Annotated in this window: 12 protein-coding genes and 1 riboswitch; of the genes, 9 read left to right on the top strand and 3 right to left on the bottom strand. The window is 57.8% G+C overall.

Annotated features, from left to right (window positions below; translation table 11 throughout):
* The first annotated feature begins 206 nt into the window (after positions 1 to 206).
* Positions 207 to 1,529, top strand: coding sequence for a helix-turn-helix domain-containing protein (locus SD70_RS08175; protein WP_041047115.1), 1,323 nt, complete (start codon positions 207 to 209; stop codon positions 1,527 to 1,529).
* A gap of 12 nt (positions 1,530 to 1,541) precedes the next feature.
* Positions 1,542 to 3,674, top strand: a complete 2,133-nt coding sequence (uvrC, locus tag SD70_RS08170) for an excinuclease ABC subunit UvrC (RefSeq protein ID WP_052487179.1) — start codon at positions 1,542 to 1,544, stop codon at positions 3,672 to 3,674.
* A gap of 573 nt (positions 3,675 to 4,247) precedes the next feature.
* Here uvrC and SD70_RS08165 read toward each other — a convergent pair.
* Positions 4,248 to 5,864 (bottom strand): CPBP family intramembrane glutamic endopeptidase, encoded by a 1,617-nt coding sequence (locus tag SD70_RS08165; protein ID WP_041047114.1) that lies wholly within the window; start codon positions 5,862 to 5,864, stop codon positions 4,248 to 4,250.
* 248 nt (positions 5,865 to 6,112) lie between these two features.
* A riboswitch (cyclic di-AMP (ydaO/yuaA leader) is annotated at positions 6,113 to 6,280 on the top strand.
* Between the two features lie 239 nt (positions 6,281 to 6,519).
* Here SD70_RS08165 and SD70_RS08160 point away from each other — a divergent pair.
* From SD70_RS08160 to SD70_RS33020, 6 genes are all read left to right on the top strand, one after another.
* Complete coding sequence (locus SD70_RS08160) at positions 6,520 to 7,863, top strand: TrkH family potassium uptake protein (RefSeq protein ID WP_082053223.1); 1,344 nt, start codon at positions 6,520 to 6,522, stop codon at positions 7,861 to 7,863.
* Between the two features lie 12 nt (positions 7,864 to 7,875).
* Positions 7,876 to 8,538: a potassium channel family protein gene (locus tag SD70_RS08155; protein ID WP_041047112.1), complete on the top strand. Its 663-nt coding sequence runs from the start codon at positions 7,876 to 7,878 to the stop codon at positions 8,536 to 8,538.
* Positions 8,538 to 9,620 (top strand): cation:proton antiporter, encoded by a 1,083-nt coding sequence (locus tag SD70_RS08150; RefSeq protein WP_331436742.1) that lies wholly within the window; start codon positions 8,538 to 8,540, stop codon positions 9,618 to 9,620. Before SD70_RS08155 ends, SD70_RS08150 begins: the two co-directional genes overlap by 1 nt.
* On the top strand, positions 9,617 to 9,775 hold the full coding sequence (locus tag SD70_RS39725) for a hypothetical protein (RefSeq protein WP_331436741.1): 159 nt from the start codon (positions 9,617 to 9,619) through the stop codon (positions 9,773 to 9,775). The genes SD70_RS08150 and SD70_RS39725 overlap by 4 nt, the downstream gene beginning before the upstream one ends.
* Before the next feature lie 403 nt (positions 9,776 to 10,178).
* The gene (locus tag SD70_RS37760; RefSeq protein WP_231571110.1) at positions 10,179 to 10,631 is read left to right on the top strand and encodes a hypothetical protein; all 453 of its coding nucleotides are present in this window, start codon (positions 10,179 to 10,181) and stop codon (positions 10,629 to 10,631) included.
* Positions 10,538 to 11,425, top strand: coding sequence for an ATP-binding protein (locus tag SD70_RS33020; protein ID WP_231571109.1), 888 nt, complete (start codon positions 10,538 to 10,540; stop codon positions 11,423 to 11,425). Before SD70_RS37760 ends, SD70_RS33020 begins: the two co-directional genes overlap by 94 nt.
* A gap of 141 nt (positions 11,426 to 11,566) precedes the next feature.
* On the opposite strand, the gene SD70_RS08140 is transcribed toward SD70_RS33020, so the two are convergent.
* Together SD70_RS08140 and SD70_RS08135 are read right to left on the bottom strand one after the other, a co-directional pair.
* Positions 11,567 to 12,307 (bottom strand): VIT1/CCC1 transporter family protein, encoded by a 741-nt coding sequence (locus SD70_RS08140; RefSeq protein ID WP_052487177.1) that lies wholly within the window; start codon positions 12,305 to 12,307, stop codon positions 11,567 to 11,569.
* 138 nt (positions 12,308 to 12,445) lie between these two features.
* Positions 12,446 to 13,348, bottom strand: a complete 903-nt coding sequence (locus SD70_RS08135) for a LysR family transcriptional regulator (protein ID WP_041047111.1) — start codon at positions 13,346 to 13,348, stop codon at positions 12,446 to 12,448.
* A 237-nt stretch (positions 13,349 to 13,585) separates the two neighbouring features.
* On the opposite strand from SD70_RS08135, the gene SD70_RS08130 reads away from it, so the two are divergent.
* Positions 13,586 to 14,242 (top strand): succinate dehydrogenase cytochrome b558 subunit, encoded by a 657-nt coding sequence (locus SD70_RS08130; protein WP_041047110.1) that lies wholly within the window; start codon positions 13,586 to 13,588, stop codon positions 14,240 to 14,242.
* The last annotated feature ends 15 nt before the right edge of the window (positions 14,243 to 14,257 follow it).

Genomic DNA, 14,257 nt, shown 5'->3' with positions numbered 1-14,257 from the left:
CGGCGACTGCAAACGTCCCTCCTTTCCGCATGAATGTCAGACCGGATCGGTTGTCTTGCAATTTTCGGTCATATTTAGGACGTTGACCTAAAATGATTATAAGCTACTTTGCGGCTGAAACACAATACGGTATTCGAATTTTCAATGCGTTCTCAATTTGGATATAATAGATGCTAGTACAGAGAAGGAGGGAGGACGCGGTTCACTTGATCCGTCTGGGAGTCATTGTATCGAAGGCGTATTTGGAGCGTCTGGCTCCGGTTCAGGCGCATTTTGGACAAAGAAGCGATCTGCTTCTATTGCCCTATAAGCAAATTTCCGAAATCAAACCTCTCTATGCCGGTCATCAGGCGGACGTTGACGGGTTTATCATGACCGAGCTGGCCTATCATCATCTCCAGCACGAGTGGGAGTCGTTCCCTATCCCGAGCTACGTCTACCGGATTGACGAGCACGATTTTTATAAATGCCTGTTTGAGCTGAGCGTCCGGAAAAGGGACCTGGATTTCTCGCGCGTGTTCATTGATTTTCTGTGGGAAAGCAACGATTTTTTAGGACTGCGAAGCGTCCTGCATGAGGATCAATTTCCGCAAACGATACGTAATATGGAGCGCGTCATCTTTAGTGAGCGCTTTTATGAAGAGACGCTGCAGCATCATTTGAACTTATGGCACGAAGGCAAGATCGATTTTGCCATTACCCGCGTAGGTAATATTGTCGACAAGCTAACGGAATGCGGTATTCCGCATATTTATTTGTTTCCGTCGCAAGCGTCCGTTATTCGGCAGTTCGAGCAGGTCATCGGTGAACTGGAAGCTGTGAAGCTGGCCGACAACCAGATTGCCATCGGCCACGTATCCATCAGCAAACCTGACGCCGCAACCTCGAACATTTATGATCTGGAATTAAAGATGATGCTGCTTCACAAAGAGCTGCTGGAGTTCTCAACCGAGAAAAAAGTCCCCTTCATCATTCAAAAATTAACGGCAAGTTTTGAAATCATTTGTTCGGCTAAGGACTTGAAACTTATTACCAATCACTTTACCGGTTGTTCTCTTATGCAGTTCTTACATGGACAGCTGCCTTTTTCCGTTGCCATCGGCTGGGGCATTGGAGATACGATGTACAAAGCAAGAATGAACGGACAATTTGCGAATCAGCAGTCGTCCGCAAGCGCGGTCCGCGGCACGTTCATCATCCGGAACGATCAGATCATCGGACCTCTCGGGGAAGACAACTGCTTGCACTATTCGAATGAAGTCGATTCCGGCATCATGCAGCTGAACGAAAGTACGGGGATTTCCACGCTGCAAATCCAAAAAATCAGAGGCGTCATTTCCAAGCTGGGCACGAGCGAGCTGACCGCCGAAGATATTGCCTTTCATCTGGGGGTTACCGTCAGGAGCGCCAACCGGATTCTGAGCCAGCTGGTGGAAAAAGGAGTAGCGAAAGTTTCGTTCAAAAAACTGGAAAAGCTGCGTGGAAGGCCTAAAAAAATTTATAAAATTCAATTTCCGGTTTTTTCATGAGGGGGAAATGCGGTGGCATCGAAACAACATTCCGAATTGATTCGCAGCAAGCTGGCGCTGTTGCCGGATAAGCCCGGCTGCTATTTGATGAAAAACCGCGAAGGCACGATCATTTACGTCGGCAAGGCGAAAGTGCTCAAAAACCGCGTCCGTTCGTATTTTACGGGCAGCCACGGCGCCAAGACGCAGCGGCTCGTCATGGAAATCGCCGACTTCGAATATATCGTGACCGCGTCCAACATGGAAGCGCTCATTCTGGAGTGCAACTTGATCAAGCAGCATCATCCGCGCTACAACGTGCTGCTCAAGGACGACAAATCGTTCCCGTATATCAAAATCACGCACGAGGAGCATCCTCGGCTCGAAGTGACGCGGCGGGTCATTAAGGACAGGGGCAAATATTTCGGGCCGTATCCGAACGCGTTCGCGGCGCAGCAGACGAAAAAGCTGCTGGACCGGCTGTACCCGCTGCGCAAATGCAGGACGCTGCCGGATAAAGTGTGCTTGTACTACCACCTCGGGCAATGCCTCGCGCCGTGCGAGTACGAAGTGACGAAGCAGCAAAACGAGCAGATGGTCGAAGAGATCGTGCGCTTTTTGAACGGAGGGCACGGCGACATTCGCGACGAGTTGGAGGAGCGGATGCTGGCCGCCGCGGAGGAGCTCAACTTCGAGCGGGCGAAAGAGCTGCGCGACCAGATCCAGCACATCGACGCCGTCATGGAGAAGCAGAAAATCAACACGACCGACGCCGTCGACCGCGACGTGTTCGGTTATGCGGTCGATAAAGGCTGGATGTGTGTACAGATTTTGTATATGCGCTCGGGCAAAATGATCGAGCGCCACGTCACGCTGTTCCCGTTTTACGGGGACGAATATGAGGACTTCATGTCGTTCGTGACGCAGTATTACAGCGAAAATCCGGCTTTGCCGAAAGAGGTGCTGCTGCCGAGCTCCGCAGCCGAGGCGAATCCGGCTGCGGCCGGAAAAGGCACGGACGGTGCTGGAAGCGATACTGCCGTAGGCAGCGCCGGCGATGGGACTGCTGGCGCCGCCGCTGGCGGTGCGATTTCGGCCGCTCCCGGGGGAGCGCCTCAGCCGGATGCGGCCGAAACGGCACCGATCGTGGCCGAAGCCGCTGCGGCGTTTGCCGCCGAACCCGGCGGCGGAGCCGACGAGACGGTGCAGACCGCGGACGACCGCGATGTGAAGCAGGCGCTGGAGAGCTGGCTGAAAGTAAAGGTGCATTTTCCGCAGCGCGGCCTCAAGAAGCAGATGCTGCAAATGGCACGCGATAACGCCAGAGTCGCGCTCGAGGAGAAGTTCCGCATGCTGGAGCGGGACGAGGGACGCACGGTGAAAGCCGTCGAGGCGCTCGGCGAATGGCTCGGGATCGGGCCGGTGCGGCGCATCGAGGCGTTCGACAACTCGAACATCCAAGGGTCCGACCCGGTATCGGCGATGGTTGTATTCACGGACGGCAAGCCGGACAAAAAAGAGTACCGCAAGTACAAGGTACGTACCGTGCAAGGGCCGGACGACTACGAGACGATGCGCGAAGTGATTCGCCGCCGCTACGAGCGGGTGCTCAAGGAAAGCTTGACCCCGCCCGACTTGATCGTCGTCGACGGCGGCAAAGGGCAAATTTCCGCCGCCATCGACGTGCTGGAGAACGAGCTTGGGCTTTTCGTCCCGGTATGCGGCCTCGTCAAAGACGCGAAGCATAAGACGGCGATGCTGATGACCGGCGATCCGCCGGAGGTCGTGCCGCTGCGCCGCGATTCGCAGGAATTTTACTTGCTGCAGCGCATTCAGGAAGAGGTGCACCGGTTCGCGATCACGTTCCACCGCGAGACGAGGGCGAAGTCGATGGTCGCGTCGCAGCTCGACGCCATTCCGGGCATCGGCGAGAAACGGCGGAAGCTGGTGCTGAAACATTTCGGCTCGATCAAGCGGATGCGCGAGGCGACGGTCGACGATTTTCGCGGCATCGGCATCGGCGACAAGCTGGCGCGCGACATTCTCGCAGCGCTGCGCGGTCCGGAGGCGGATGAGGCGGATGCGGACGAGGCGGATGCGGACGGTGTCGAGACGGGTGCGGATGCTGATGCAACCGAGGCGGCAGGCATCGATTACGGGGGATGAATGCGGCCGGCTTTTGGTGATGTGAGTGAGAGGGGCAGGCGTACGGATACGCTTGGAATGAGGCTGACTGATGCAGCTGCTGGAACCGAGTCGGCGAGCAACGACTACATGGACTGAATGCGGCTGGCCGCCGGAGATGTAGATGAGAGCTGCGGGGCATACGGTTACGCTTGGAATGAGGCCGACTGATGCAGCTGGAGACCAAGCGGACACCTCCCTTTCGAGAAAAGAGTGCAACCAATAAGGGCAAGGCTGCGTATGAGCGGCCTTGCCCTTTTTTATCGGTGGCATGAACCCGCCTGCAGCGTTAACGGAACTGTGTTCCGCTAACCGCTGTATTTCCCGGTATTTCCCCAAAATAGCGGAAGAGCGGTGCGTTATTCAGGCGTTTTGATGGCAAACAGAGCGAAATTCGGCTTGATTACCAACTTTAGCGGAACAGCGTTCCGTTATTGTCTCGCAAACTCTTGGCAAAAGCAGAAATAACGGAACGCCGTTCCGTTATTTCCTGCTGATCGGCAATAAGGAACTGCCAGCACCCCGACGCACCGGGCCGCCCGCCGCAAACGACCGTCAGCCGGCAAGCGGAGCGGAGCGCCGGCGCGAGCGGCCGTGCAGCCAGGCAAGCAAAGTGCCGACGAGCAGCGGTGCGGCCATGTAGAGGATGCCGAGGGCGGCGTCCGCGGCATTTTGCAGGGAGAGCAGGTCGAAGCCCATCAGCAGGCTGTCCATCGACGCATGGGCGAACAGCACGGTCATAAACCCGTACTTCAAAAAAGCGTAGCCGAGAATGAGGCCGAGTATCGTTACCTCGATCAGCCGCGTGTACACGGGATAAATCGGGTATTGCGTATGAATGGCGGCCCAGACGATGCTGGGCAGCAGCACGGCGGCGAACCGCCAACGCACGATACGGGCGAAGAAGGCGATGCCGAACAGGCGAAACGTCGATTCTTCGGAAATGGCGGCACACCAGGCAAGCAGCGGAAAAAGGCCCGGCACCAGCATATTGTACGGCGAATCGGAAGCGTCGCTGACCGTCCATACGCGGAAGCCGTACATCGCTGCGAAAAAAAGCAGCTGCTGCACGCCGAGGACGAACAGGCACAGCAAGTAACCGCGCCCCATCGAATGCCATACGTCCGCGCCGAACCGCGCTTCGCGCCAGCGCGGCCAAGGGTTCCAGCCGACGCGCCGCCACAGCTCCATACCCGATACGTAGGAGATATACACGCCGATGGCCATGAGCAGTGTGACAAAGTTGACGAACATTACGTTAATGATCGTATCCTGCGTCGAGGCGCCACTTCCCTGTCCGGCTTTGAGCGCAGGCAGCATGTTCAAGTTGTTGAGGCAGTAAAATGCGGCGTAAACGAGCGTCAGCACGACGCCCCGCCCGAATGAGACGTGCTTGCGGTACAGCACCGCGTAAATGAATCCGGCCGCTGCCATAAGAAGCATGAAGCCGAGACTTATCCAGGTCATGATCGAAGCTTGTCGGTCCTGGTTCTCCATCCAATGGACATGCTCCAGCGGAATAACGAAAACGGAGGCGAAGCCGAATGCCCTCGTCTCGTCCGCATCGATCTGCAGCTGCAGCTTCGCCTCCCCTACGCGGTCCGTTTTGCTCTCGAACGTAAACCTCGTATCCGGATCTTGCGGCGCGCGCACCGGGGTGAACAGGGCCGGGTCGTAGCCGCGGTCCCGAAGCGTGCGCAAGGCTGCAGCTTCCGCTTTGGCGAGGTCAACTTTGGCCGGGCGCTGCCGCGCCGCATCTGCGCCCTCGCTCCAACCGAGCACGCGGCGCCCTGACATATCGACGTCGACAAACCAGTGGGCTGCCGAGCTTTCCTGCTTTCCCCGCAGCTCCACTGTGAAATACTCGAGCGGGTAGTCTTTTCCGAACTTTTTGTCGTATTGCGCAGCGAGTCCGTATCGCTCGAGATAACTGCTGCGCAGCTTGTACGTTTCGTACGTCACAAACGTACCGGCGGCCGGACTCAAACCGAAGCGCTCCTTGGCAAAAGCAAGCGCAGCTTCCGCCGCAGCTTGTTTGGTCGCCGTCCGCCTGCCGTCCGCCGCTGCGTGAGCCTCCGGATCGATTTTGCCGGCGATGATGTTGACCCCCGCGTACAATGTGATGCCGATCAGCGCCAGCCATAGCAGCGGAAGGTTCAAGCTCAGCCTCATGCTTCCGATTCCCCCGATCCCAGTCGTTATCCATAAAGTATCATAGTCCGGGAGAGGACGCCAATTGTTCGCACGCACCGGCCGCTCAATTTTCGTGTAAATGGAAGGAAAAGCTAGGAAAACGGTCCGTTTCGCACGAAAACTCGGGTGTCAGGTTCCCCGCCTCGGCTCTAGTCTCGCAAATCGCTACTCAATCGCGTCAGGCCGACTTTGTGCTGCACGGAAAATGGGGCTATAATTCAAAGCAATTGCATAAAAAGCCGAATTTCCGAAGGAAAACGGGGGAACCATGTTTGTAGGGGTGAATGTTGCCGGATTGCCGGGCGAGAGCCATTCTCGAACGGCGCGAAGGCGGCTAGGGCAGCCGGTGTGCCCGAACCCGTCAGCTAACCTCGTAGGCTGCACACGGGAACCTGTCGACGGCATTGGGGCTTCCAGTGTCCTTTTTTTTGCTCCATTAGCAAGTATAAGCTGCGCCTATACTTAGGCTGATTCCGTGTGAGAAACGGAGGGGCTGCCTGGAAAGAACGGCCATGGCCGTTTCTTCTCATTTCGGGAGCCGGCCGTCGTTAGCGCTGCGCTGCGACTTGCCGGACAAAGCGCAGCGCAAGTCGGGTTCATTTGCCCAAGGAGGAAATCTTACGTGCCCAAAAAAATGCGCCTCTTTTCACTGACGCCGCCGCAAATATTGGTGCTCGGCTTTGCCGCCATTATTTTATGCGGCGCGGTGCTCTTGACGTTGCCGATAGCGTCGGCCGACGGACGCGGCACGCCGTTTGTGGACGCGCTCTTTACGAGCACTTCGGCTACGTGCGTCACCGGTTTGGTCGTGGTGGATACGAGCCTGCATTACAGCATTTTCGGACAACTGGTCATCATTACTCTTATCCAGGTCGGCGGTCTCGGCTTTATGAGCATGGCGACGCTCATCTTCTTCCTGACCGGAAAGCGCATTTCCTTGAAGGAGCGGCTGCTGCTGCAGGAGGCGCTGAATCACGGTTCGATGGAAGGCATCGTGCGGCTGTTCCGCAAAGTCATCGTCTATTCGCTCACGATCGAAGGAGTGGCTGCCCTGATCTTTGCGATCCGCTGGTCGTTCGATATGCCGGTCGGGCAAGCGATCTATTACGGCATTTTTCACGCCATTTCCTTTTTCAATAATGCCGGCTTCGATTTGTTCGGAAGGATCACCGGCACGCCGTTCACCAGCCTCACCGGATACGCCGGCGATTTCGTCGTGAACTTCGTCGCCATGGCGCTCATCGTCCTGGGCGGACTCGGTTTCGTGGTGCTGGCGGAGGTGCGGGATTATCCCAAATGCCGCAAACTTTCGCTTCATTCCAAAGTCGTTCTGAGCATGACGGCTTTCCTCATCGTGGCTGGGGCGCTCGTGATCTTTATTTTCGAATATTCGAATCCGCGCACGATGGGACCGCTCCCCCTGCATGCCAAAATCTTGTCCGCGCTGTTCCAATCGGTCACGCCGCGTACGGCCGGAGCGAATACGCTCGATATCGGGGGAATGCGGCAGGCCACGCAATTTTTCACGATTATTTTGATGTTCATCGGGGCTTCCCCGGGCTCGACGGGCGGCGGCATCAAAACGACGACGTTCACGACGCTGGTCGGCGCCATGGTGGCGATGATCCGCGGCAAGGAGGACATTGTGCTGTTCCGCCACCGGCTCGGCCAGAACCGTATCCTGAAGGCAATTACGATGACCATGATTGCGCTGGTGCTCGTTGTCTTCGTCTCCATGGTGCTTTCCACGACGGAGCCGCATCAGTTTTTGATGATATTGTTCGAGACAACGTCGGCTTTCGGCACTGTCGGCCTGACGATGGGGCTCACGCCCGATCTGACGACGTTCGGCCGCATCATGATCGTGCTCATGATGTTCGCCGGCCGGCTCGGGCCGCTGACGCTCGCATACGCGTTGCAGCCGAAGCCTGAGAAAGATTTGTACCGGTTCCCGGAAGGCAAAATCACAATCGGATAGGAGAGACCACAGATGAAAGCCGCGCAATATGCAGTCATCGGGCTCGGCCGCTTCGGCGGTTCGCTTGCCAAGGAATTGATGAATCTCGGCTATGAAGTGCTCGGCATCGACAAGGACGAGGAAGCGGTCGAGGCATTGGCGGATAAGCTGACGCATGCCGTCGTCGCCGATACGGTCGAGGAAGACGTGTTAAAATCGCTCGGCATCCGCAACTTCGACTGTGCGGTCGTCGCGATCGGGGACGATATTCAGGCCAGCATTATGACGGCGATTTTGCTCAAAGATTTGGGTGTGAAGCAAGTCGTGGCGAAGGCGATGTCGGAGCTGCACGGCAAAGTGCTGGCGAAAATCGGCGTCGACCGGATCATTTACCCGGAGCGGGATATGGGCATACGCGTCGCGCACCAGCTCGTATCGCCGAACCTGCTCGACTTCATCGATCTGTCGCCGGAATATACGCTGGTGGAGCTCACCGTGCCTAAGCATTTGAGCGGCAAGACGCTGAAGGAGCTCGACCTGCGCGCCCGCTTCGGCTGCTCGGTCGTCGCCATCAACAAGCAGAAGAAGGTGCTTATTGCGCCGGTGGCCGACGACATTTTGAGCGAAGGCGACGTGATGGTCGTGATCGGTACGAACAGCCAGGTCGAGTCGTTCGAGAAAGAGGTTAACCGCTAATGACGGAAGCGCTGCACAGCATACTTTTTCTGCTCATCCTCGTGTTCGGCCTCGGGATGCTGGCAGGCAAGCTCTCTGCGGCGCTAAAGCTGCCCGACGTGGCGTTGTATCTCGCCCTCGGCATGGCGCTTGGGCCGGGACTTCATCTGATTCATGTGGAAAGCGGGTCGATGACGAATCAATTGATTCTGACTCTCGGCTCGACGATTATTTTGTTCGACGGCGGCCGCAATATTAGGCTGTCCGGGCTCGGCAAAGTGTGGATTTCGGTATCGCTGCTCAGCGTGCCGGGCGTGCTGATAACGTGCGCGGCCGTCGCTGCCGCGGCCCATTGGCTGTTGCAGCTGCCGTGGCTGTATGCGGCGCTGCTCGGCTCGATCATCGCTTCGACCGATCCGGCGACGCTGATTCCGGTGTTCAAGCAGGTGCGCATCCGAACCAAAGTGCGGGAGACGGTGGAGAGCGAGTCGGCGTTCAACGACGCCACGGGTTCGATTTTGACGTTTTCGGTGCTCGGCCTCGTCGTCGGCGGAGGAACGTTCTCGCTCGGGAGCGGGGTGGCGGACTTTGCGCGGACGGCGCTCGGGGGCGTGGCGGTTGGCTGTGTGATCGGATTCGCGCTCACCTATGCGACGGCGCACCTGAAGCTCGGCTTTCTGCGCGACTACGCGACGATCGCCATGGTTGTCACTGCGCTAGGCGCTTACCTGGCCGGCGATTGGCTGCACGTGAGCGGCTTTATGGCAACGTTCGTCGCCGGACTCATTTGGGGCAACGCGGAGACGTTCAAGATGAACATGAACGATCAGCTGCAGGAAATGGGGCATTTCACCGACAACGTGACGGTGCTGATGCGGATGCTCATTTTCATTTTGCTCGGCAGCCAGGTGCAGCTGGGCGTTATCGGCGCTCATTTCTGGGCGAGTGTGGGAGTCATCGCCGTCTTCATGCTGATCGCCCGCCCGCTGACCGTGTTTTTGTGCGCCGGACCGGACCGCAGAGCGGGCTGGACGTGGCGGGAGCTGCTGTTCATGTGCTGGGTGCGGGAAACGGGCGTCATTCCCGCGGCGCTAGCGGTATGATCGCCGGCATGGCCGGTGTCGGGCACAAGGATGTGATCTCGGCTGTAACGTTCATGGCCGTGCTGCTTACAATTTTGCTGCAGGCCAGCACGACCGGCTACGTTGCCCGCAAGCTCGGCGTGGAAATGCGCGGCGATGCCGGGCACGAGGAGTAGCCGGGAGTAAGAAGTGCCTTTAGAGGCGAGTTCCTTCCGAACTGAAAGGCCTTCAGCAGCTAAAAGTACTGATCGTTCAAAGGAAAAGAAAGTCCGATTCGGGGCTTTCTTTTTTTTGTCGCGCCATTCGAATTTAATTTGCGTCGGACAGCCGGTTGCTTATTTACAAATTTTGCATCCTAAATTATAATGAAATTACGTAATTACGTAAATACATGATAAGGAGTGGTTGCCTTGACACATTCCTCGAATGAGGATATGGCCCGAATTATTGCCGAGCTGGATCGGTTAAAGACGATTGTGGAACAGTTAGCCGCAAGCCAAACCGGCTCGATGGAACGAGACGACCCGCACTCGACCGGCCAGGAGAGGCTGCAAGACTCGCATAGCCCGGACGGTCAGGATGGGCGGCATAGCCCGCGCGAGCGGCACAGACAGCACGACCGACATAGCTCGTACGGCCGGCGCAGTCCGGATGGACCGCGCGGCTCAGGCAGCCCGCGTGGCCGACACGATGAAGACGCACGTGACCTGCATGGTTCAGACGACCCGTACCGTTCGTCCGGCTCATGGGGACAGCATGATTCGCACCGCCCGCACGGTCCTCGCGGCCGGCACGACCGTCACGACCGGCATGAGCGAGACGAGAGACACGGTCCGCGCGGCCCGCACGATCGGCACGATCCGTACGGCGAGCTCGGCGAGCTTCATTATTCCGGCCGTTTTCACGGCGAGTTCAACCGCATTCGGTGGGAACCGCAAGTGCGAGGCGTCGACAAGCTTCTCGCCGGCGATACCGGCGAAGCGGCAAAAGTGCTTGCCGCGCTCGGCCACCAGCAGCGACTGGACATTTTAAAGTGCGTGCTGCGCGAGAAGCTGACGGGACCGCAGCTCATCGAGAAGCTGAATATGGGAACGACAGGCCAGCTGTACCATCATTTGAAGGCGCTGCTGGGCGCAGATCTGCTGCGTCAGGAGGAACGCGGCGGGGCTTATTTCGTCCCGGACAATCGAGCTTTGCCCGTGCTGCTGCTGCTCGCGGCGGCAGGCGATTTGAAGGAAACGGCGGCTTATATGGATATGGCCCAAGCAAGAGGCGAGGCCGGCGCTTATTTCGGCACGGAGCAAGGTTACGATCCGCATGCGCTGCTATGGGAGCTGCTGGAAAACTCCGTATTGGAGCATCGGGCCGGCTATGGCAGCCGGATCGACATATTCCTGCATGCGGACGGCTCTTTTACCGTATCGGACAACGGCAGGGGGATTCCGACTGCGGCGCTGAACGCGGGTGAAAAGCCGCAGCTGCAAGCGGTGCTCACGGAACTCGGGCGGAGCGATTTGAGTGAGCCGTATTGGGTGCCTGGCGCAGAGAAGGGAATCAGCGTCGCGGTAGTAAACGCGATGGCGCAGCGGCTCACGGTGGAAATTCGGCGCGACGGGCGCATCAGCCGGCAGGAATACCGGCACGGCATTCCCCAATCCGAATTGCAAACCGTCGGAGTCACTTCGGAAACGGGGATGACGATTACGGTGCTGCCGGATCCGGAGCTGTTCCAGGAAGCGCCCAGCGCGCCTGTAATCGAAGCGAAGCTGGAGGCGATCAGAGCCGCTTATCCGGAATTGTCCGTGGAGCTGCATTTGCAGGGATAGCCGGTTAGGGAGCTTTCCCGGCATGCGCGCATTTCCCGCGGCATAACGGCGCGGCATGCGCCGAAGCGAAAAAGCGGAATGCAGCTGCGATCAAGCAGGCTGCATTCCGCTTTTTGCCATAAGCCGGGGGTGCCTCGAAGCTTAGGAAATCCATTTTGCCAGCAGGAACGCCGCGGCCGCTGCGAGTCCGCCGACGAGTACGGTTTGCCAGGCGCTTTTCCAGCGGGAGACGCCGGTGAAATGGCCCTTGACCAGACCGAACACGAACAGCGCCAGCAGCGTGACGACGACGGAAACGGCGAGGGCGGTGTTCGGCGAGCTCCAGACGATGTACGGAAACAGCGGCACGATGCCGCCGGCGATGTACGACAACCCGATCGTGAGCGAGCTGTTGCGCGCCCGGCTCGGGTCCGGCTCCTCGAGACCGAGCTCGTGCTTCATCATGAAATCGACCCACACGTCTTTGTCGCTGCTGATCGCTTCGACGGCTTCGTCGACGACGTGCTCCGGCAAGTTCCAGCTGCGCAGCACGTCCGCCACTTCCTCCTTCTCGCGCTCGGGCACCTCGTCAACCTCGCGCCGTTCGCGCTCCAGCTCGGCGACGTAATGCTCGCGGTCGGTGCGGGCCGCCAAATAGCCGCCCAGCCCCATGGCGATCGAGCCGGCGGCGATCTCCGCCAGCCCCGCTACGACGACGAGGCTCGTGTTCGAGAGCGAGCCCGACAAGCCGGCGGCCAGCGCGAACGGAACGGTCAGCCCGTCGGCCATTCCGATGACGATGTCGCGAATGAGCTCCGGCGCGGCAAAATGCTCCTCCTTGTGATCTTCCCTCCCAGCAGCTTTCTCACCCTCATGCAGCTTCCGAACCTGTCCCGATTCCATGTCTGATCACTCCTTTATAGATAATGAAAATCCTTATCGATCCCCTTATAACGACGCATGCTGCCGTCCGTCACCCGGATCAGCAGCATGCTTCAACCCTATATATGGAAACAGTATACCATGTCCGCCCTGCCGCGTCTATTCGTCTTGCCCGCGCCGATATTGCCGCTTCGCCACCTCGACGAATTCCCGTGCCGCCTCGCTCACCGCTGCGTCGTCGCTATAGATCAGCGACGTCGTCCGCGTCGTCTGCTTTAGCTCCGGGATATCCCGAACCTGCAGCTCGTTAAGGCCGATCAGCCTGTCGCCCAAATACGAGTTCGGCAGCAGCGTCGCCGTGCGGCAAGTGGCCACAAGCCGAATGATCGCCTCGAACGAATCGATCTCCATTTTGACGTCGGGAAAAATGGCGAAGCGGTGGAACAACTCGTCCGTAAGCACCCGGTACCACGTTCCTTTCGAGAACAAAATCATCGACAGATCGTTCAGATCGGTCACTTGCAGCTCCTGCTTATCGAGATAAGGATGGCCGTGCGGCAATACGAGGCACAGATGGTCGTCGAACAGCGGCTCGCACTTCAGACCCGGCACCGCTATCGACGACGCCACGACGCCGAGATCGACTTTGCGCTCTTTGACGAGCGTGACGATCTCGTGCGTTTTACCGGTCAACGCTTTCAGGTCGGTAGCCGGATAGCGGGCCGTATACGCCGTGATCAGCTCGGGCAACGTCGACTGTAAAGTCGTCAACGAGGCTCCCACCGTCAGCGTCGTGATTTTTCCGACCTTTGTGAATTCACGCAGCGCCTGCTGAAATTTGCGCGTCAGGCTGCGGAATTCGAGCGCATGCTCGTAGCACAGCTCTCCGGCCCGCGTCAACGCGAGACGTTTGCCGCGCCGCTCGAACAGCTGCACGCCGAGCTCCTCTTCCAGCTTCATGATTTTGCGCGACAGCGCCGGCTGAGACAAATTTAACAGCGCCGACGCTTTATTCAAGCTTTCCTGCTCGACAACGGTTGCGAAAATGTCCAGGTCCTCCATCGCTTTGCGCCCCTATATACAAAATTGTTATAACGAATTATACAAAATCGGCACTTCCATTATAAGCGAGAAAAGAGTAGGATGTATATGTCATTAGTTATTCACATTTTTCGCCAATTGGGCATGCTAATGTTCTAGATTGACGCTGCCAAGCTGCGGCAGTACAATGGAACATGGTTTTCGCATGGGGAAAAAAGGTGAAAGTTGTCTATTTTGTTAAGGGGGGACCTGCGAATTATGTCCGTCAACTCGTATTACTACCGCAAGCTGCATTCGCTGCTCGGGGTAATTCCGGTCGGCTTGTTCCTGATCGAGCACTTGCTGACCAACTACACTGCGTTCAAGGAAGGTCAGCAAGGCTTCGTCGACCAGGTGCAGTGGATTCATAGCTTGCCGCTCGTGCTCGGCCTGGAAATTTTCTTTATTTGGCTGCCGCTGCTTTACCATGCCGTCTACGGCTTGTACGTCGCTTACACGGCGCGCAACAACACGAGCAACTTCGGCTATTTCCGCAACTGGATGTTCCGGCTGCAGCGCTTCACCGGCGTCATCACGTTCCTGTTCGTCGCATGGCACTTCTTCAATACGCGGTTCCAGGTGACGCTCGGCCACGTGACGGAAACGACGCTCGGGCCGCTCATGCACGGAATCGCGACGCAACCGGTTTACTTCGCCCTGTACGTCATCGGCGTCATCGCCGCCACGTTCCATTTCAGCAACGGCATGTGGTCGTTCCTCGTATCGTGGGGCGTAACGGTCGGACCTCGCGCGCAGCGCGTTTCCACTTACGTGTGGATGGCCGTTTTCGTGATCATGACGATCATGTTTATTCTTTCCTTGACCGCGTTTACGGATCCGTCCTTCCAAGACACATCGAACATCAAATTCAAATAAGCGGGGAGTGAGCAT

Source organism: Gordoniibacillus kamchatkensis (genome assembly GCF_000829455.1).
Taxonomy (GTDB): domain Bacteria; phylum Bacillota; class Bacilli; order Paenibacillales; family NBRC-103111; genus Gordoniibacillus; species Gordoniibacillus kamchatkensis.
This window is presented reverse-complemented; position numbering and strand designations above follow the sequence as displayed.

Excerpts from the sequence above, each read along its gene's own strand:
- SD70_RS08165 (WP_041047114.1), bottom strand. The coding sequence starts at position 5,864 with ATGAGGCTGAGCTTGAACCTTCCGCTGCTATGGCTGGCGCTGATCGGC.
- SD70_RS08160 (WP_082053223.1), top strand. The coding sequence starts at position 6,520 with ATGCGCCTCTTTTCACTGACGCCGCCGCAAATATTGGTGCTCGGCTTT.
- SD70_RS08155 (WP_041047112.1), top strand. The coding sequence starts at position 7,876 with ATGAAAGCCGCGCAATATGCAGTCATCGGGCTCGGCCGCTTCGGCGGT.
- SD70_RS08150 (WP_331436742.1), top strand. The coding sequence starts at position 8,538 with ATGACGGAAGCGCTGCACAGCATACTTTTTCTGCTCATCCTCGTGTTC.
- SD70_RS39725 (WP_331436741.1), top strand. The coding sequence starts at position 9,617 with ATGATCGCCGGCATGGCCGGTGTCGGGCACAAGGATGTGATCTCGGCT.
- SD70_RS37760 (WP_231571110.1), top strand. The coding sequence starts at position 10,179 with ATGGGCGGCATAGCCCGCGCGAGCGGCACAGACAGCACGACCGACATA.
- SD70_RS08140 (WP_052487177.1), bottom strand. The coding sequence starts at position 12,307 with ATGGAATCGGGACAGGTTCGGAAGCTGCATGAGGGTGAGAAAGCTGCT.
- SD70_RS08135 (WP_041047111.1), bottom strand. The coding sequence starts at position 13,348 with ATGGAGGACCTGGACATTTTCGCAACCGTTGTCGAGCAGGAAAGCTTG.
- SD70_RS08130 (WP_041047110.1), top strand. The coding sequence starts at position 13,586 with ATGTCCGTCAACTCGTATTACTACCGCAAGCTGCATTCGCTGCTCGGG.